Origin of the sequence: Tenacibaculum sp., assembly GCF_050290165.1 — a bacterium.
Classification (GTDB): Bacteria; Bacteroidota; Bacteroidia; order Flavobacteriales; family Flavobacteriaceae; genus Polaribacter.
The window spans coordinates 133,165-151,651 of the sequence record NZ_JBNKHD010000003.1 but is presented as its reverse complement, the minus strand read 5'-3'; the positions used below and the strand labels follow the sequence as shown (position 1 = coordinate 151,651).

At 33.2% G+C, this 18,487-nt stretch carries 13 protein-coding genes and 1 pseudogene; 8 read left to right on the top strand and 6 right to left on the bottom strand.

The genetic code is table 11. The features are described 5' to 3' along the window. The 3 genes and pseudogenes from ACQY6M_RS05145 to ACQY6M_RS05135 form a co-directional block, all read right to left on the bottom strand. Positions 1–2,022: pseudogene (locus ACQY6M_RS05145) on the bottom strand (hypothetical protein); the annotation flags it as partial. A gap of 613 nt (positions 2,023–2,635) precedes the next feature. Continuing rightward, positions 2,636–3,643, bottom strand: coding sequence for a glycosyltransferase family 4 protein (locus ACQY6M_RS05140; protein ID WP_428743680.1), 1,008 nt, complete (start codon positions 3,641–3,643; stop codon positions 2,636–2,638). Beyond that, positions 3,644–4,576 carry a hypothetical protein gene (locus tag ACQY6M_RS05135; protein ID WP_428743679.1) on the bottom strand — a complete coding sequence of 311 codons (933 nt, stop codon included), beginning with the start codon at positions 4,574–4,576 and terminating at the stop codon, positions 3,644–3,646. A gap of 102 nt (positions 4,577–4,678) precedes the next feature. Here ACQY6M_RS05135 and ACQY6M_RS05130 point away from each other — a divergent pair, with 102 nt between their 5' ends. From ACQY6M_RS05130 to mscL, 3 genes are read left to right on the top strand one after another with little or no spacing between them, the layout of a single operon-like run. Then, positions 4,679–5,296: a thymidine kinase gene (locus ACQY6M_RS05130; RefSeq protein WP_428743678.1), complete on the top strand. Its 618-nt coding sequence runs from the start codon at positions 4,679–4,681 to the stop codon at positions 5,294–5,296. Next, positions 5,289–6,392 carry an alanine racemase gene (gene alr, locus ACQY6M_RS05125; protein ID WP_428743677.1) on the top strand — a complete coding sequence of 368 codons (1,104 nt, stop codon included), beginning with the start codon at positions 5,289–5,291 and terminating at the stop codon, positions 6,390–6,392. Before ACQY6M_RS05130 ends, alr begins: the two co-directional genes overlap by 8 nt. A 51-nt stretch (positions 6,393–6,443) precedes the next feature. Then, positions 6,444–6,845, top strand: a complete 402-nt coding sequence (gene mscL / locus ACQY6M_RS05120) for a large-conductance mechanosensitive channel protein MscL (protein WP_428743686.1) — start codon at positions 6,444–6,446, stop codon at positions 6,843–6,845. Between the two features lie 50 nt (positions 6,846–6,895). Here mscL and ACQY6M_RS05115 read toward each other — a convergent pair whose 3' ends face one another. Beyond that, on the bottom strand, positions 6,896–7,486 hold the full coding sequence (locus ACQY6M_RS05115; protein WP_428743676.1) for a carboxymuconolactone decarboxylase family protein: 591 nt from the start codon (positions 7,484–7,486) through the stop codon (positions 6,896–6,898). A 119-nt stretch (positions 7,487–7,605) separates the two neighbouring features. On the opposite strand from ACQY6M_RS05115, the gene ACQY6M_RS05110 reads away from it, so the two are divergent. From ACQY6M_RS05110 to ACQY6M_RS05100, 3 genes are all read left to right on the top strand, one after another. After that, positions 7,606–8,031: an OsmC family protein gene (locus tag ACQY6M_RS05110; RefSeq protein WP_120186037.1), complete on the top strand. Its 426-nt coding sequence runs from the start codon at positions 7,606–7,608 to the stop codon at positions 8,029–8,031. A gap of 21 nt (positions 8,032–8,052) precedes the next feature. Beyond that, on the top strand, positions 8,053–9,738 hold the full coding sequence (recJ, locus tag ACQY6M_RS05105) for a single-stranded-DNA-specific exonuclease RecJ (protein WP_428743675.1): 1,686 nt from the start codon (positions 8,053–8,055) through the stop codon (positions 9,736–9,738). A gap of 64 nt (positions 9,739–9,802) precedes the next feature. Further along, positions 9,803–10,147 carry a hypothetical protein gene (locus tag ACQY6M_RS05100; protein WP_428743674.1) on the top strand — a complete coding sequence of 115 codons (345 nt, stop codon included), beginning with the start codon at positions 9,803–9,805 and terminating at the stop codon, positions 10,145–10,147. A 30-nt stretch (positions 10,148–10,177) separates the two neighbouring features. Here ACQY6M_RS05100 and ACQY6M_RS05095 read toward each other — a convergent pair whose 3' ends face one another. Continuing rightward, positions 10,178–11,227, bottom strand: coding sequence for an endonuclease/exonuclease/phosphatase family protein (locus ACQY6M_RS05095; RefSeq protein ID WP_428743673.1), 1,050 nt, complete (start codon positions 11,225–11,227; stop codon positions 10,178–10,180). Positions 11,228–11,413: 186 nt separating this feature from the next. Between ACQY6M_RS05095 and ACQY6M_RS05090 the strand changes: the two genes are divergently transcribed. After that, positions 11,414–14,173, top strand: coding sequence for a carboxypeptidase-like regulatory domain-containing protein (locus tag ACQY6M_RS05090; protein WP_428743672.1), 2,760 nt, complete (start codon positions 11,414–11,416; stop codon positions 14,171–14,173). A gap of 12 nt (positions 14,174–14,185) precedes the next feature. Then, entirely contained in the window at positions 14,186–16,150 is a 1,965-nt protein-coding gene (locus ACQY6M_RS05085; protein WP_428743671.1) for a DUF5689 domain-containing protein, read from the top strand. A gap of 87 nt (positions 16,151–16,237) precedes the next feature. On the opposite strand, the gene ACQY6M_RS05080 is transcribed toward ACQY6M_RS05085, so the two are convergent. Beyond that, a complete protein-coding gene (locus tag ACQY6M_RS05080; RefSeq protein WP_428743670.1) occupies positions 16,238–18,319 on the bottom strand; it encodes a M20/M25/M40 family metallo-hydrolase in 2,082 nt (693 codons plus the stop codon). Positions 18,320–18,487: the final 168 nt, after the last annotated feature.

The following is an 18,487-nucleotide window of genomic DNA, read 5'->3' as shown; positions in this document are numbered from 1 at the left end:
TGGGGTGTTACAACCTTCTAACTTATAATCGGGTACATCAACAATCTCTGGATTGGTTACATCGTAATCTCTAGATACTAATGTTGTTTCGGTATCGGTGTTTCCACAATCATCAGTAACCATAAAAGTATACAGTCTGTATTGAGTACAACCGTCTTCGCTATCTGGTTGATCGACTCCACCATCAGACAAGATGCCTTGACCGCCTGCTGAACAGTTATCTGTCCAATCGGTAGTTAAGTTCTCTGGCCATGGCGTGTTACAACCTTCTAACTTATAATCGGGTACATCAACAATCTCTGGATCTGTTTCATCTGGTGTTACTGTAAATGTTCTTTCACACATTTTCACCTGCTCACACTCATCAGAAACTTCGTACTTTAATGTTATGCTTCCTCCACAGGTATTTGGTGCTTCTAGAGTATTAACATCTACCTCTTGATCATTAACATAGTATTTCTCTACCACAGTTCCATTTCCTCCTGAATAAGAGAATCCTGATAACCAATTACCAAATGCTGTGTTTATTTCTTCTTGTGAAGTACATTCAGGAATTGTTTGATTTTCTGGGCACACTTGATTTAACGGAATTAATGGTTCTCCGTTTACTTCAAACTCATCCTCTGCCGTACAACCAAAAACACCTGGTGCAAACTCTAATGTGGCAGTTACTCTATAAACCCCCGTTTCTGTTACTTGTAGTGTATTTCCAGTTTCTCCCATAAGCTCCACATCATCTTTATACCATACATAATTAAATGTATTTCCCGCAGGAGTCGCTGTTGCTGTTAAGGTGATACTCTCTTCTGTACAAGCTAAATCTTCTCCTTCAATATTTACTGTTACCTCAGGAGTATCAGCTAAACTAAATGGCCCTGCTAAGTCTTTTAACTCCGCAGTAAACGAATCAGAAGATCTTGTTTTTACAATTACACTCCCTAGTGGACTAATACAATCTGTACCTGGCGCACTACTTGAATCAAACCCTAATGCTGATGCATTAATCGCAATTTCAGCAAAAGTGTTTTGTTGATAATTTGCTACTATATTTCCTGATTTATCTATAGTTCCCCAAGGACCTGCTGGCACAGCTCCTCCATCATTTACTTGAGAAAAAACAGCTTCGAAACCAGGAGGTAAGTCACTTCTTAATTGTACTTCTGCATATCCATAGTTTCCAGCTCCATCCCCTCCATCATATTGTATATATCCATTGTTATCTTGTTTAAATTCAAAAGGTCTAGCAGGTAATGTATTTTGGGTATCAAAATAAGAGTCAGGTACACCTACCAATTCAACCCAAACATATAGTTTGATAATCGCATTGGCTCCACCGTTTGCATAATCAACAGAAAGAGTAATATCTCCATGTTGAGTTACTGCACCCGTTACAGGATCAAACAAATAAGGTGTTCTACCCCCTGTTGTCTGTAACGCTGCAATTTCAGCAGGAGTAACAAACATTCCATCATATACAATTGTATTCCCTTCTAACTTTATTTTTTTTCTAAAATATTCAAAATCTAAGTGACTATCACCACTGTCATTCCTTGTTGATGCCCCTATAAAAGCCCATTCATTGGTATCTACAGTAGCTCCTTCTCTTCTTAAATGTCCAAAAACATCAATAATATCATTCTTTTGAGGTACGGAAGCATCTGTGATGGTCCAGGTATTCGGGTTGTCATTATTTTTATCTGATCCCCCAGTAAAAACATTTGAATCTGAATTATTTCCTTGAGAGTTTTGATCTCTAATAAATACGGCATCAATCCATAGCCTTCCATCTACAATTGAATAGATAGGAACACTCATTCTTATTTCTGCAGATGCATTATCATCTACTAACAAATTAGCAGTTGTAGCTGTAGGAGTTTCATCTATAACTCCCTTTCCTGATTCACCCAAGAACCAATCGTCTGTTCCAAATGGGAAAACCATTCCATTAGGAAAGGAAACTAATCCTGAATGTACATCTGAGTCTACCCCAAAGTTGGCTTTTACGGTCGTCTCAGTGGGCACGTTTTGTGCATGGAGTGTAGTTATAGAAAACAAAAAAAGCATGACAAGAAAACCCGTCATACAATTTAGGTACCCTTTTAAATTACTCTCAATGCAGCATTTTTTTAACATGTTTAACCTTTTCCTTTTACAGGCAGGCTGTGTGTCATTAAGCAACATAGTGTAATATTTTACATAGTATTATTCTTTAATTTTAAGTTATTAGAGAGGTCACGCAGCAAACTAACTTCCTGTAGTTTTTATGGAGTTAGTTGTAAAATATCTTTATTAAGAGGTTGGTAAATAAAATAAATTTAAGGGCAACATTTTTTAACTTCAAGAGAGGTTATTATGTAGAGAGGTAAAGGGATTAAGGGATATAGTAAGAGGTTATTATAATGTTGAGAGGTAATTAAATAAGGGGTGTAGTAAGAGGTTACAACTCGCTAAGGAGCGCGAATTGGAATGTAAAATTAATCATTTAACGCATATTTAACAAATCTCCCCATGGTACCTAATAAGAAAAAAGGGGTTTTCCCCTCTATTAAAATAATACGTCGCAAGTGATTTAAAAGTTGACAAACTCGTAATTGTTTTTCTAAGCTTGTTTCTATTTACAGGGAAAATCCCTTTGTTAAAGTAATTTTTGACTTACTTTTTCATACACCTTAACAAGTTCTTTCGCTTCTTTTTGAGCACTCCAATTTTGTTCTATTTCTTTTCGAGCATTCTTACCCAAAACCGGAAGCTCTTTATTTATCAACTTGTGAACTAATTTTTGAAGTTCAGCAATATTTCCTGATTTGAATAAGTATCCTGACTCTAAATTTGTTATGAGCTCAGAGTGTACTCCAACATTTTCTGTAGCTATAACAGTATTTCCACACGCCATAGCTTCTGCACATACCAAAGAAAAGCCTTCTGTAAAAGAAGGTACTACTGCAATGGTCGCTGCTTGGTAATAAGAAACAATTTCTGAAGTTTCATCAATAAAATAAACTTGGTTTTCTATTTGATTCTTCTCTGCAATTTCTTTTAATTCTTCTAAAAACTGAGGCTTATCTACTTTCCCAACAATAACTAGTGACCAATCTTCATTTTTTTGTAACTCAGGGGCTACAGCTTCTAACAAAACTACTTGTCCTTTCGCTTTTCTTACCCTGCCTGCACAAAGAATTATATTTTTGTGAGAAATATGATTTAATTTCTTTTCTGAATTAGGAACAAAAAGGTTTGTATCTACTCCGTGTGACACTTTTGTATTTGGTATTCCTAGGTTTTTATGCATTGAATTTGTCAATGTTATTACCTCATCTGATTTTTTTAATAAAAACCTAGTAAATCCTGAAGGCTCAGTTTCTGCATGTCTTGTAGACACTAACTTAAATTTTGCCCCTAAAACTCGATACCATAACATTTTTAAAATTTCATTGTTACGGTGGCAATGAACAACACTATTTTTATTAGAGAATAATAGTTTTTTTAATTCAGAAGTTGTGATTTTCTCTCCTTCAATTCCATACCCATAAAGATACGTTGTGCATAACTGTTTTAAATCAGGAAGTACATTTTCAATACTTCTTGTAACCCCCGTTCTTCTTTTATGAAAATGAGTATGTATAACTATGAAGTCGGAATTCATCTAAGCAAATCTTCTTTCTATGATTTCTAACAATCTGTTTTCGTATTCTTCTTTTGTAGCCCAATCATAGTCTGGTTTTATCATTTTATTGATAAACTTTTTTGCTTCTTTTTCTGTTTTAAATGTATTAAGCTGAGAAATTACTCTATTAAAGTCATTTTGATCTCCATCAAATAAATGCTTTACAAAAGCAATTCTATCATTTAAATCAATTTGAATTGTACTTTGAAAATGGTCATTTAATGATTTTTTTGGCTCTGCTTTAGTAAACAAGTCTTTCATTACATCTACTGAAATAGTATCTTGTAACTCATCCTCTAATGTTAGTGTTTTTCTTTCTCCAACATCCTTTACATCATCTTTTACATCTCCAGTAGTACCATGTAACAATTCTTCAAGTTCATCAAAAGGTTGTTCTATGATTTCTTCTACAACTGTTTTCTCTTGTACTTCTTTAATGACTTCTACTTCTTCAATAACTTTTTCGGAAATCTCATCAATCTCTTGCTCCAACTCTTCTTCTACTTCTAAATGATGTATGATTCTTTCCTCTTCCAAAGACTCTTCCTCTTTTACTACTTCTAAAGTAGAAACTCCCTGAGCTATCTCTTTAGTTTCAACCTCAACAACTTCAGTAGTCTCAATAACTTCTTCTACTTCCTCTTTAACAACTGTTTCTTTAACTAATGAATTCTCAATTAATAGCTCCTCTTCTTTCTTTTGCTCAGCCAACAACACTTCTTGCAACAACTCATCTTTAGTTTTAGTAGGATTTGGAGTATTATTAATGTACTCTTCTACATACGCTAAAACCGAAAGTTTTTCGTAAACCTCATATGCCTTTTGCTTTAACTCAAACACATCCTCTTTATTTTTCATTTGTAAGATACTGTGTGCTAAACTGGTTAAATCTGCTGCTAGTTTTTTGTGCATAAGTTATCCTTGTATTTTATTTTTTGCTATTAAATTTTAATAAATTTGTTCCTCGTTCGAAAGTAATACAAAAATCAATAATTTAGAGCTTAAAATTACAAAATGTTTCTTGAAAATACGGTAAATCACACAGAACAATTTGGTTGGATTGAGGTAATTTGTGGCTCAATGTTTTCGGGTAAAACCGAAGAATTAATTAGAAGACTTAAACGTGCTCAGTTTGCTAAGCAACGTGTTGAAATATTTAAACCTGCTGTTGATACTCGTTATCACGATGAAGAAGTGGTATCGCATAACGAAAATAGAATTCGCTCTACGCCAGTACCAGCATCTTCTAACATAAGGCTACTTGCTAATGATGTTGACGTAGTAGGAATAGACGAAGCTCAGTTTTTTGATGATGAAATTGTAGCTGTTTGTAACGATTTAGCCAACAGAGGCATTCGTGTTATAGTTGCTGGTTTAGATATGGACTTTAAAGGAAATCCTTTTGGACCTATGCCTGCTTTAATGGCAACTGCTGAGTATGTTACCAAAGTACATGCAGTTTGCACCCGTACTGGCAACCTAGCACATTATAGTTATAGGAAAGCACAAAGTGACGATTTAGTATTATTGGGTGAAACCCAAGAATATGAACCTTTAAGCAGAGCTGCCTATTATAAAGCCATGAAAGAGCAAGAAGCTCATAATAAAGAAGAAGAAACCGATAATGAATAACAATCACGTTACTGTTTTAGAAATCGATTCGCAAGCTGTGTTGCACAACCTAGCTTATTTTAAACAAAAATTACAGCCTCAAACCAAAATTTTGGCAGTAGTTAAGGCATATGGCTACGGAAGTGAATCAGTAGAGATTGCTAAAATTGTACAAGATCAGGTTGATTACTTTGCTGTTGCCTACTCTAATGAAGGTATTGCGTTACGTGAAGCAGGAATAACAACTCCTATTTTAGTGTTACAACCTCAAATTCAAAACTTAAAAGAGATTGTAAAATATCGTCTTGAACCTAGTTTATATAGTTTCAAAATTTTTGATGCATTTATGCAACTTGCAGATGAGACTCCTTTGATGAATTATCCTATTCATATAAAATTCAATACCGGATTAAACAGACTAGGGTTTTGGCACACAGATGTACCTGCATTAATTTCAGGGTTAAAAAAATCAAACAATGTAAAAGTTGAATCAATTTTTTCACATTTAGCTGCTAGTGAAGATCCTTATGAGCAAGATTTTACTATAGGTCAGATTAACAACTTCGCCTATATTGTAAAACAAATTTATTCACACCTAGATTACGAACCTACACTTCATATCTTAAACACTTCTGGAATTATCAATTATCCACAGGCTCAATTTGATATGGTTCGCTTAGGCATAGGATTGTACGGTTTTGGAAATGATGATCAAGAAACTGCTCAATTAAAAAATACCCATACTTTAAAGTCTATTATTTCTCAAATTCACCTAATTCAACCTGGTGAAACTGTTGGTTACAATAGAGCTTTTGTTGCAAATCAACCTACTCGAAGTGCTACGATTCCTATTGGACATGCAGATGGTATTTCAAGAAAACTAGGAAATAAAAATGGTTTTGTTTTTATCAATAATCAACCAGCTCCTATTATTGGAAATGTGTGTATGGATATGATTATGGTTGATGTTACAAAAATTGATTGTAACGAAGGAGATGAAGTAATTATCTTTAACCATCAACAACATGTGGAATATATGGCTCATAAGAGTGAAACCATTCCATATGAAATACTTACCTCTTTATCTCAACGCATAAAAAGATTGGTAAAACACTAATTTTTTTATACTTTTCAATTCAGTTAACTATTAAAAATCAAAAATATGGGAATGCTTAAAGAGTTTAAAGACTTTGCCATGAAAGGCAATTTAGTAGACATTGCAGTAGGTTTTGTAATGGGTGCTGCTTTTAAACAAGTAGTAACATCTTTTACTGGAGGAATTGTTTCTCCTTTAATTGGACTTATTTTCAAAGCCAACTTTAAAGATGTAAAATATATAATTAAAGAAGGTGTTGCAGATGAAGCAGGAAAAGTAACAGGAGAAGTTGCTATAATGTATGGCGAATTTTTAACTCATGTTATTGATTTTATCATTGTAGCTTTTGTAATGTTTATGGTCGTAAAAGCTGTAAATGCTATGAAGAAAAAAGAAGAAGCTGCTCCAGAAGCCCCTAAAGGACCTAGTCAAGAAGAACTATTAACTGAAATTAGAGATTTATTAAAAAAATAATTCAGTTAGATACTTAATAAAAAAAGCTCGCAAATGCGAGCTTTTAATTTTTATACATGCTTTCCTTTGTTCCAACCATGTTTTCCTAAATATTGTTTTCCACTTTCAACGGCACCATCTTCAATACTTGTTCCCATAGAATCATTCCAACGATTTAAATATCCAAAAAGAGAGATCACTCCTAACATTTCTACTATCTCTCCTTCATCCCAATATTTATACAACTCCTCTTTTATTTTTTCATCTACCATATTTGGAACCATCGAAGCCGCCAATGAAAAATCTAATGCTGCACGTTCAGCATCAGAAAATGCTGAGTGTGTTTTATATTCCCAAATATTATCTAATTGTTCTTGTTCTGCACCGTAACGTTCAGCAGCACGAATTGCATGTGCTTGACAGTAACGACAACCTGTAGCATTGCTGCTTACCCAAGCAATCATACGTTTTAAAGCAGAAGTCACACGACCATGGTTAGCCATTACCGCTTTATTTAAATTGATAAATGCTTTAGAAATTTCTGGTCGGCGTTGCATTGTTAACACCGAATTTGGGCAAAAACCTAAGGTTTCATTATAAAAATCAGACAACTGTTTTGTTTCTGCATCATGATTCGAATCTAAAGGAGTTACTAAAGGCATAGTTTTATTTTTTAAGTTTTTAATACTAACTTTTTACTGTAAGTTTGTGTTACTATTTAAATACTTAAGTCAAAATACACATTGACTTACTTATGCAATAAACAAAAAATTATCAAGATATGGCAACAAACACAGTTACAACCGTTTGGAAAGAAAATATGCAATTTGAAAGTGATAACCCAAGTGGACATTCAATAGTAATTGACACTTCTGAAGAGCATGGAGGAAATAATACTGGGTTACGACCTAAAGCCATGATGCTTTCTTCATTAGCAGGTTGTTCTGGTTTAGATATCGTTCCTATGTTAGAAAAAATGCGTGTAAAAATTGATGATTTTAAAATTGTTGTTACTGGTGAATTAACCGAAGAGCACCCAAAATATTACCATAAAGTTTTGGTTGATTATCATTTTTACGGAAGCGATTTAGACGAGAAAAAAATTAACAAAGCAGTAGATTTATCGATTGAAAAATACTGTGGTGTTATGGAAATGTTTAGAAAATTTGCTGATGTAACTACCGCTATTCATTTACATAACAACTAATTTATTTTCGATTAAATTGCTATGCGTTGGACACTAAAACCGCAACCAGACACCATTAAAGTAAAACAATTAGCTAAAGAATTAGCTGTGGATACTACCTTGGCTAAAATTTTAGTGCAACGCGGTATTGAAACCTTTGATGAAGCCAAACTATTTTTTCGTCCATCACTAAGCGATTTACACAATCCTTTTTTAATGAAGGATATGGAGCTCGCTGTTCAACGCATAGAAACCGCTATTACTAACAACGAAAATATCTTAGTTTTTGGTGATTATGATGTTGACGGAACTACAGCTGTTTCTTTACTATCTTCTTACCTAAAAACAATTCACCCTAATATTGCAACCTATATTCCTGACCGATACGAAGAAGGCTATGGAGTTTCTTTTCAAGGAATTGATTTTGCTGAGGACAATGGTTTTTCGCTTATCATTGCTTTAGACTGCGGTATTAAAGCTATTGATAAAGTTGATTATGCTACTAAAAAAGGAATTGATTTTATTATTTGTGATCACCATAAACCCGGAAGTGAGGTTCCAAAAGCTATTGCTGTTTTAAACCCTAAACAAATAGACTGCAACTATCCTTATGATGAGCTATGTGGTTGTGGTGTTGGCTTTAAATTGATTCAGGCGTTAGCTTCAAAAAGAAATCAAACGATTGAAGACTTAATTCCATATTTAGATTTAGTTGCTACAGCAATCGCCGCAGACATTGTTCCAATGACTGGTGAAAATAGAGTATTAGCGTATCACGGACTACAAGTCATCAATTCGCAACCCAGAAATGGTATTAAGGCTATTATTCATCAGTTACAAAAAAAGGAACTCACCATTACCGATGTAGTTTTTATCATCGCTCCGCGGATAAATGCTGCTGGTCGTATGAAACATGGAAACTATGCAGTTGAATTGTTAACCGAAATGGATTTTGATTCAGCCGTTGAGTTTGCTTCAGCTATTGAAAAATTTAATTCAGACAGAAAAGAACTGGATAGAGCAATTACCCAAGAAGCTTTATTACAAATTGAAAAAAATAACGAACAAGAAAATTACACCACAGTTGTTTTTGACGAAAATTGGCACAAAGGAGTCATTGGTATTGTAGCCTCTCGTTTAACAGAAACTTACTACAGACCTACGTTGGTTTTTACTAAGAGTGGTGAAAAATTAGCTGCCTCAGCTCGTTCCGTAAAAGGATTTGATGTGTACAATGCTTTGGAAGAATGCTCTGAGTTTATCGAACAATTTGGTGGACATAAATATGCAGCGGGGTTAACCTTGTTACCTGAGCAATATCAAAACTTTAAAAATAAGTTTGAAGAAGTAGTTAAAGCAACCATTGATAAAGACTTGTTAACTCCAGAAATCACTATTGATGCTGAGATTGACTTATCAGAAATCACTCCAAAGTTTTTCCGCATTATTCAACAAATGGCCCCGTTTGGTCCGCAAAACATGAAACCTGTTTTTACCACAACTGCTGTGAGAGATAATGGTTACGGAAAACAAGTTGGCACTGACAGTAGTCATTTAAAATTGAATATCATTTACGGCACTGACCAAAAAACATACAATGCAATTGGGTTTGGTTTGGGAGACAAAATAACTTCAACACAAAACGATTTTGACATTGCCTATACCTTAGATGAAAATACTTGGAATGGGTACACTTCTATTCAGCTAATGTTAAAAGATTTAAAATAGTATTTTTTTTATTTAGAATAATTCCAAATAAACTTTTATATTTGTTTCATAATTAACTATGATTATGGAAAGTATAACAAAGATATACGACAATAAAATAGGTATTTCTTTTCAATGGAAAGAAAACAAGGCTAACCTAATTCAACTCATATTTAGAGACACTGGATTTCATTTAAAAGAACGAGAAATTGAAGAGTTCTTAGAAAAAGTAATGGATTCAAGACAACAAAAAAACTGTGATACGTGTATCAAGGGAAAGCACTGTAAATCTATTTTGCTACAAACCCCATCTGACAAAATTAGTTTGGCAGTATCATTAGTCGAATTGGGACAAATAGATGATTTGTTGAGAGGTACCTTATTTCAATTAAGAATGAACAACTATTTAAACGATATTTGTAAAAATTAAAAGGACTTGCAATTGCAAGTCCTTTTAATTTTATTCCTCTTTAATCAAGTACATATATACCGGGTAATGATCACTATAACCTCCCGTATATTTTCCATAAGAAAAACTTCTAAAAGGATATCCTTTATAACGACCACTCTTTTGTGTCAAGAAACGCTTATTAAAGATTGCTGACTTGAACATTTTATAAGTTGAAAAATCTTTCTCTCCTTTATCCAATAATGGAGAAGTAAACATTATTTGGTCAAATAAATTAATATTATCTCTATAACCAAGTGTATTAAATCCACGACGGAACATATCTTCATATGGATTGTAAACATCACCTTCTTTTACATTATTCTTTTTGCTCTTGGTTAGCAAAACAGTTTTAAAACTCGAGTTTATGGGATCATCATTAAAGTCTCCCATTATTAAAACTTTTGGATTTGGGTCACTCTCTTTAATTTTTTCTATAAGCTGTTTTACTTTATATGCTGCTTTTTCACGTAAAGGTCTACTTTTTGCTTCTCCTCCTCTACGAGACGGCCAGTGATTTACAATAATATGTATAAGTTCATCATCAAGGTATCCTGAAACTAACAAGATGTCACGTGTATAGACTTTATGATTCTGATCGTAAATATTCGGATTGAATGCTTCAAAATGAATTGGTTTAAAATAACGTGGTTGATATAAGAAACCTACATCAATCCCTCTTTTATCAGGAGAATCAAAATGAATAATATCATAACGCTTCTTTTTTAACCTTTCAGATTTCACTAAATCTTCAAGCACCTTTTTATTCTCTACTTCTGCTACCCCTAAAATAGCAGGACTTGTATGTGCTTTTTCTTCCCCCAATTGAGAAATAACTTCACCAAGCTTATCTATTTTATCCCAATAAACCTCTTCTTTATTTCCCTTCATTTCCATAATCGGACTCGCCTCATCGTTTTTTTCAGGGTCATTTTTGGTATCAAAAAGGTTTTCTAAATTATAAAAACCTACGGTTCTAATTTTATATTTTTTTTGTCCTTGCTGCGCATATGAAGAAAAAACAACAAGAGTTAAAACTAAGAGTGTAGCTATATTTCTCATTTAATAAATTTTACGCGGCAAAAGTAAAACAATTTTCAAGCCAAAACTTACAATTTACACAAAACCCTCATTCATAACATTAACTTAATATTAACATAATGATAATTTTATTAATTTTGCCTCCCTTTTGCTGTAATTTTCGGCACTGGGAACTAACTTATTTAAATATTTTATAAACAATTATTTATGAGAAATTTTACGATAACAATGTTATTGTTGCTTTCAGGCTTATTTAGCCTTAATGCGCAGAACATTGTAAAGGGGATCGTAATAAACAGCGATTCAGAAAATCCTATGCAAGGTGTTTCTGTAAGTGTAAAAGACGCCAACATTTCAAGCATTACTGATGCTAGCGGTACTTTTACATTAAATGGTTTACCAAACGGAAGACAAATTGTAACGGTATCATTAAACGGGTATGAAACCCAAAATTTTCCAGTAGAATTATCTGGTAAAACTGTAGACTTAGGAACTATCTTTATGTATGAAGATATATCTGAAGACCAAGATTTAAGTACTATCACCATTACGGATGATGAATTAAACGATGACACAAGTGCTGCAGATAATATTTCTGGTTTATTACAAGCTACCAGAGATATATACTTACGTACTGCTGCTTTTGAATGGAGTGGTTCATTCTACAGAGTTCGCGGTTTAGATTCTGAGAACGGTAAAGTTTTGATTAACGGTATTGAAATGAACAAGTTGTACAACGGAAGACCTCAATGGAGTAACTGGGGAGGATTGAACGACGTATTACGTAATCAAGAATTTAGTAACGGGTTAACTCCTTCTAATTATGCTTTTGGTGGTGTATTAGGTTCTACAAATATTAACACTAGAGCTTCTGAATATAGTGAAGGAACACGTATTTCTTACGCTTCTTCTAATAGAAGTTATAAACATCGTTTAATGGCCACTTACACTTCTGGTTTATTAGCTAATGGTTGGGCAATAGCAGTTTCTGGAAGTAGACGAGCAGGTAACGAAGGTTATGTTGATGGAACTTTTTACGATGCTAACTCTATCTTTTTATCACTTGAAAAGCAGATTAACGATGTTCACAGCTTAAACTTAACTGTGATTGCTGCTGAAAATGAAAGAGGTAAATCGTCACCTAATACTCAAGAAGTTTTTGATATCAGAGGTATTCGTTATAACTCTTACTGGGGGAATCAAAATGGAAAAATGAGAAACTCAAGAGTTAAGAGATTATACGAGCCAATCATAATGTTAAATCACTATTGGAACCTTTCTGATAACACCATGTTAAACACCAATATTGGTTATCAATTCGGAGAGATTGGAAATAGTCGTTTAGATTATAACGGAACAAACAATCCTGATCCTACATATTATAGAAAACTACCTAGTTGGTATTTATCAGATCCTAATGGACCTGACTACGAAAATGCATATAAAGCATTAACTAGTTTCCAAAATGACGGACAAATTGATTGGGATGAGTTATACATAGGAAATGAAGGTAGTCCAGAAAATGCTCGTGCTATCTTATATGAAGACAGAAACGATGACAAGCAATTAACTGCAAACATGATTCTATCTTCTGAATTAAATGATAATATTACATTAACTGCCAACGCAGAGTACAGAAAATTAAGATCTGAAAACTTTGCTACTCCAATAGATATGCTTGGAGCTACAGGTTATTTAGATGTTAATACTTTTGGAAGTACTTTTGACCAACAACAAAGCAATCTATTAACACCTAGTAGAACTGTTGGTTTGGGTGATCGTTTCAAATACAACTATAATTTTGAATCTGAAGTATATGGTGGTTTTGCACAATTACAATTCAAGTACAACAAAGTTGATTTTTATGTAGCTGGACAAGCAAATAATACTACTCATCAGAGAGAAGGCTTATTCCAAAACGGATACTTCCCTACTAATTCTTATGGAAAGTCAGATAAATTAGACTTCTTTAACTACGGAGCTAAAGGAGGTTTAACTTATAAAATTTCTGGTCGTCATTTACTAGACATAAATGGTGGTTATATTACAAAAGCACCTTCTTTACGTAATTCTTTTGCTAATTCAAGAGCAAATAATGTTACTGTTGCTGATGTAGCAGAATTAAACAGTGAGAAAATTTTATCTGGAGATATTAGTTACATTTTCAGAAGCCCATTAATCACTTCAAAAGTGACTGGTTATTTTACAGATATTAAAGATGCTACTGAGATTTCTTTCTTCTTTGCTGATGGTATTGGAGGAGATACTTCTGCTTTTATTCAGGAAATCCTAACAGGCATTGATAAAAGACACTTTGGTGTTGAATTGGGTATCGAAGCACAAGTTACTTCTACTATTAAATTAAAAGGGGCTGCAAATATTGGTCAGTATACATACAATAACAATCCTAATCTTGTTATTACTACTGAAAATGCATCCACTCCTGGATTTATAAACGGTAAAAGAGATATGGGAGCTGCTTCTCTTAAAGATTATAGAATTGCTGCAGGACCACAAAAAGCATACTCTTTTGGATTTGAATACAGAGATCCTGATTACTGGTGGTTTGGAGCTACTATTAATTATTTAGATGAATCTTTTGTAGATGTTTCCCCTATTAGAAGAACTAGTAACTTTATAAGTGATGTAGACGGTGCTCCTTTTGCAGATTATGACCCTATATTAGCTAGAAAACTATTACAGCAAGAACAATTCAACGATTATATCGTAGTAAATGCTATTGGAGGAAAATCTTGGAAAGTAGGTGATGGCAAATATATCGGTTTATTTGCTAGTATTAATAATATATTCAATGAAGAATATAAAACAGGAGGATACGAACAAGGTAGAAGAGCTAACTACCGTGAGTTACGTGACGATAACGCAAACGGAACTCCTACTTTCGGAAACAAATACTGGTACGGTAGAGGTACCACTTATTTCTTAAACGTAAATTATAGATTCTAAAAAACACTCAAGATGAAAAAAATAAATTTATACAAGATTTTTGCAATTCTTTTTATTGCAATTTCAGCCTCATGTGTTGATAATAACGATTTTGAATTACCAACAATTGGATCAGACAAAGAATATACTAACTTAAAATCATTAAGTGAAATCATTGCTTTGTACAATGGTGATGTAGTAGAGTTTAATGACGATATTACTATTTCTGGTTATGTTATTTCTGATGACAGAGAAGGTAACTTCTACAAAACATTAGTTATACAAGACAAACCTGAAAATCCTACAGTAGGAGTTGAAATTAAAATTGATGATGCTAACTTAGGAGCTAGATATAATGTAGGAAGAAAAGTATATGTTAAACTAAAAGGTTTAGCCTTAAGCAAACCCTACTCAGCTTTTGAAATTGGTATCAAAGGTACTGGTAATCGTACTGACAGAATTGGAGCTGAGGATTATGTAAGCAAAATAGATAGATCTTCTGAAATCGTAGATATCGTACCAACTACTTTAACAATTGGTGACTTAACTGATAACCACATCAATACGTTAGTGAAAATTGAAGGTTTACAATCAGCAACAAAAGGATTGCAATATGCTTACCCTGAAGACGATAGTTACATTACAAGAACTATGACTTCTTGTGAAACTTTTGAAAAAATTGATATTTCTACAAGTAAGTTCGTTAGCTTCAAAGAATATCCAATTCCTGATAAAAAAGGAAGTATTACTGCTATTTTAGATGAATTTTCAGGTAGCTATCAATTAGTTCTTAGAGACACTAACGATGTTAACTTTACTCAAGAATATGGTTGTAACAATAACCCTACAGAAGCTACATTAGCTTACGTTAAGTCTTTATATACTAATAGTGAAGTTACCATTACTGAAAATTTAAAAGTAAAACTTGTAATTACTTCAGATTTAGCTGCTGGAAATACATCAAACCAAAATGCTTTTGCACAAGACGCATCAGCTGGTATTGCTTTACGTTTTAGTGGTGCATACGATTTAAACTTAGGAGACGAAGTAGAAATTGCAGTTGGTGGAGCTAAATTAAGTGAATATAAAGGTTTATTACAATTAAATGTTTCTCCATCTAGCATTCTTAGTAAAACTGCAGGTACTTTACCAACACCTGAAGTAATTACCATAGCACAAGCTTTAACTGGAGACTATCAAGGTAAATTAGTACAAATTGAAGGAGTACAATTCAAAGACAACGCTAAAAATTATAGTGGGAATAATGAGTTAATTTCAGAATGTGATGGAGATGCTTTAACAACATATGTTAGTAGTCAAGCTAACTTTGCTAATAACCCTGTAAGTAATAAAAAAGGTACTCTTACTGGAGTAATGTCTAATTTTGATGGAGTTCAAATCTATTTAAGAAATGAAGCTGATGTAAACTTTACTGAAGATTACACAACTTGTGGTGGAGGTGGTACACCTGTACCTACTGGTTCTTTAGCTTTTGCTGGAGGTGATTTTGAAGATTTCACAGCATTTACAAATGGTTTAAACAGTTTTGGTCTTAAAAGTTACGCTACTGAAAGTGCAGGAAATGGAGTTGACAGTAGTACTGCTTTAAGCATCAATATGAGTTCAACAGGTGGTAATGATTATGTTTTTACTTCTTTAGCTCAAAATGGATTACCAAGTACTTACAATTCTATTACTTTTTATGTTAAAGGAACTTCAACAGGAAAAAGTATCTCTATCAACTTATATAAATCAGATGGTACATCATACTACCCATTTAATTTAGGTGATATTACTGGAGACACTACTATTTCTGCTAGTGGTAGCAATAGCTATACTGGTTCTATCAACACTGCTGGACAATGGGTTAAGATCACCTTAGATTTAACAGGTATTACTGATTTAAACACATCTGATTTAAGCAAAAGTTTCTTTGCTTTAAAAGTTGGAAAGAGTGCTCCTTTCGATATTTATTTAGACAACTTTACTATACAATAAGGTGATTTAACAAACCAATATTTAGATATAAATAACCCAAAAAACCCAAGTTTTAAAACTTGGGTTTTTTTTATACTCTGTAAACAATTACTTTTTAACTAATTGTTTAGTATACATTTTTCCCGTATCGTCAAGAGACACAAAATAAATCCCGGCTGATAACTTTGAAACATCTATATTGTTGCTTCTTGAACTCATTTTTACTTTTTGAAGCAACCTTCCATTTGCATTATAGATAGCAACTTCTTTGTTTTTCCACAATTCATTATTTACTTGTAAGGTGATTACTCCCTTTTCAACAGGGTTGGGAGAAAATTCAATTACATTTTTATCATTTACTAAAATTTCCTTTGTATCTGATTTAGTGACTTTAGCACTACTACAATTTCCAATACTGTTCCATCCACTTGATGTTCTCTCATACAAAACATCAAAATAAACAACTCTATCACCAACCTGATAGCTTTGAGAAGAATCATATTGCGGTACTCCGTCACAAATATTTGTACTAGTATCACCATCTCCTTCAATAATATTTATAGTATAATCTTCAACCTCTCCATAATCAAAAGAACCACAAGAAGAAGGAATCGTATTATACCGCATAGAAACTCTCATTCTTGTAGTTCCTAGTTTTACAGTGTTAGGTATAGTAAAAGTCCCATTCACAGAGCTATCAGTAGATGCACTTTTAACCCATACTTGCTCTCCGCTATCTTCAAAGTCAGAATCTTGATTGTAATCAATCCAAACTGCATATCCTTCTTTATAAACTGTACCTGTCCATTTAGGAATAATAGTAACTGTATTGGAACTACCTTGTTCTAAATTGGTAGAAATATTCGTAAAATCTTGATAACCATTTGTAGCTCCTGAATTATTATTAATAGTCCCAAGTTTTACATTTTGAATATATTCATCATTTATATTGTTTCCTTTTGAATCGCAGTAAGCTGGTACACTAACACTTCCTTTACTTTTTGCTACTTCAATTAAATACTCTAAACCAAGCTTTGCAAATTTTGCTGCATGTGTTGCATTGGCTGTTGGGAATCGGTCTGAAGTATCATTAACAGTATGAATATAAGGACTTGAATCGTTAAATGATGCTTCAAAAGGAAAAGCAGCATCATATCCTTGTTGCGCCCAACTATAATGATCAGAACAACCGTAATTACATCGTGTATAATCGTAGGTAAATTGATGGTTCCCCGAAGCATTATAATGATCCATAAGGCTCGCTAAAAAAGCATTAAGTGTACTGCTATTATAGCTATCATCAGAAATGTAAACATCTTTTGGCGATCCTTTATAATTAGTCATATCAAATTGCACATACGACAAAACATTGATACTACTATTTTTATAATCCTGAGCAATCTCTTTTGAACCTCTTAAACCAACTTCTTCAGCAGCAAATGCCATAAACTCTATTGTTCTTTTAGGTTGAAAATCCATTTGAAAAAGCACTCTAGCCATTTCGGTAATTGTAGCAATACCAGAAGCATTATCATCAGCACCAGGAGCATTAGTTTCTCTTTCTGGACTAACAGAATCGATATGACCACCTATAATTACATATTCATTCGGAAGATCACTTCCTTGAATTGTCATAACTACGGAAGGCATAGTGGTACTACTATGGTCAACTATTCTAACACTAACATCAGATCTACCACTGGCCATAGTTTCCCATTTTTGTTTTAAGTCTTGTACTGCCTGTGTTGCCTTCTGGGTAGTATGATATCTAGTACCATAGTTTTCAAGCTCTACAATATGATTGGCAATATTTGTATTGTTTACCAAACCTAAACTTTGACTTACAAGTTGATCTTCACTAATAGTATATGATGCTCTCTGCTGATAAGCTTTCTTACTTTGTAGTTTCTGAATTGTTTGTATAGCTTGTTTTTCAGACGGTTCATAAATAAACCCTGGACCATGAGTTAAAATCATGTGATGCAATTTTTCAGCTGCATGATGGCTTAGCTTTACAGCACTAAATCCATTTTGGGAGGAAAGAATCTTAATATCAGAGGGAGCAACTTTTTGTAGTTTTAAGGCATCTTTAGTTTCAATAGTACCATAAAACATTTTTTCTTGACTGTAAACATTAGAAAAACTAAGGCACAGCAATAGTAACGAAAGTAATAAATACTTTTTTTTCATTTTTGAAGGGTATTAAAGTTAGTTTTTAAATTTTTACGTAAGTTATTAAAAATTAACATTATAACACACTTAAGTATTTTAACATCTTACTTACCCATAAACTTAATTTCAAAATGTATTCTCAGTAAGTTTATAGAAATTCAGTGTTTTATTTATTTTTTATGCATC

Coding starts and splice junctions, on each gene's coding strand:
- ACQY6M_RS05140 (WP_428743680.1), bottom strand. CDS start 3,643: ATGAATTCCGACTTCATAGTTATACATACTCATTTTCATAAAAGAAGA.
- ACQY6M_RS05135 (WP_428743679.1), bottom strand. CDS start 4,576: ATGCACAAAAAACTAGCAGCAGATTTAACCAGTTTAGCACACAGTATC.
- ACQY6M_RS05130 (WP_428743678.1), top strand. CDS start 4,679: ATGTTTCTTGAAAATACGGTAAATCACACAGAACAATTTGGTTGGATT.
- alr (WP_428743677.1), top strand. CDS start 5,289: ATGAATAACAATCACGTTACTGTTTTAGAAATCGATTCGCAAGCTGTG.
- mscL (WP_428743686.1), top strand. CDS start 6,444: ATGCTTAAAGAGTTTAAAGACTTTGCCATGAAAGGCAATTTAGTAGAC.
- ACQY6M_RS05115 (WP_428743676.1), bottom strand. CDS start 7,486: ATGCCTTTAGTAACTCCTTTAGATTCGAATCATGATGCAGAAACAAAA.
- ACQY6M_RS05110 (WP_120186037.1), top strand. CDS start 7,606: ATGGCAACAAACACAGTTACAACCGTTTGGAAAGAAAATATGCAATTT.
- recJ (WP_428743675.1), top strand. CDS start 8,053: ATGCGTTGGACACTAAAACCGCAACCAGACACCATTAAAGTAAAACAA.
- ACQY6M_RS05100 (WP_428743674.1), top strand. CDS start 9,803: ATGGAAAGTATAACAAAGATATACGACAATAAAATAGGTATTTCTTTT.
- ACQY6M_RS05095 (WP_428743673.1), bottom strand. CDS start 11,227: ATGAGAAATATAGCTACACTCTTAGTTTTAACTCTTGTTGTTTTTTCT.
- ACQY6M_RS05090 (WP_428743672.1), top strand. CDS start 11,414: ATGAGAAATTTTACGATAACAATGTTATTGTTGCTTTCAGGCTTATTT.
- ACQY6M_RS05085 (WP_428743671.1), top strand. CDS start 14,186: ATGAAAAAAATAAATTTATACAAGATTTTTGCAATTCTTTTTATTGCA.
- ACQY6M_RS05080 (WP_428743670.1), bottom strand. CDS start 18,319: ATGAAAAAAAAGTATTTATTACTTTCGTTACTATTGCTGTGCCTTAGT.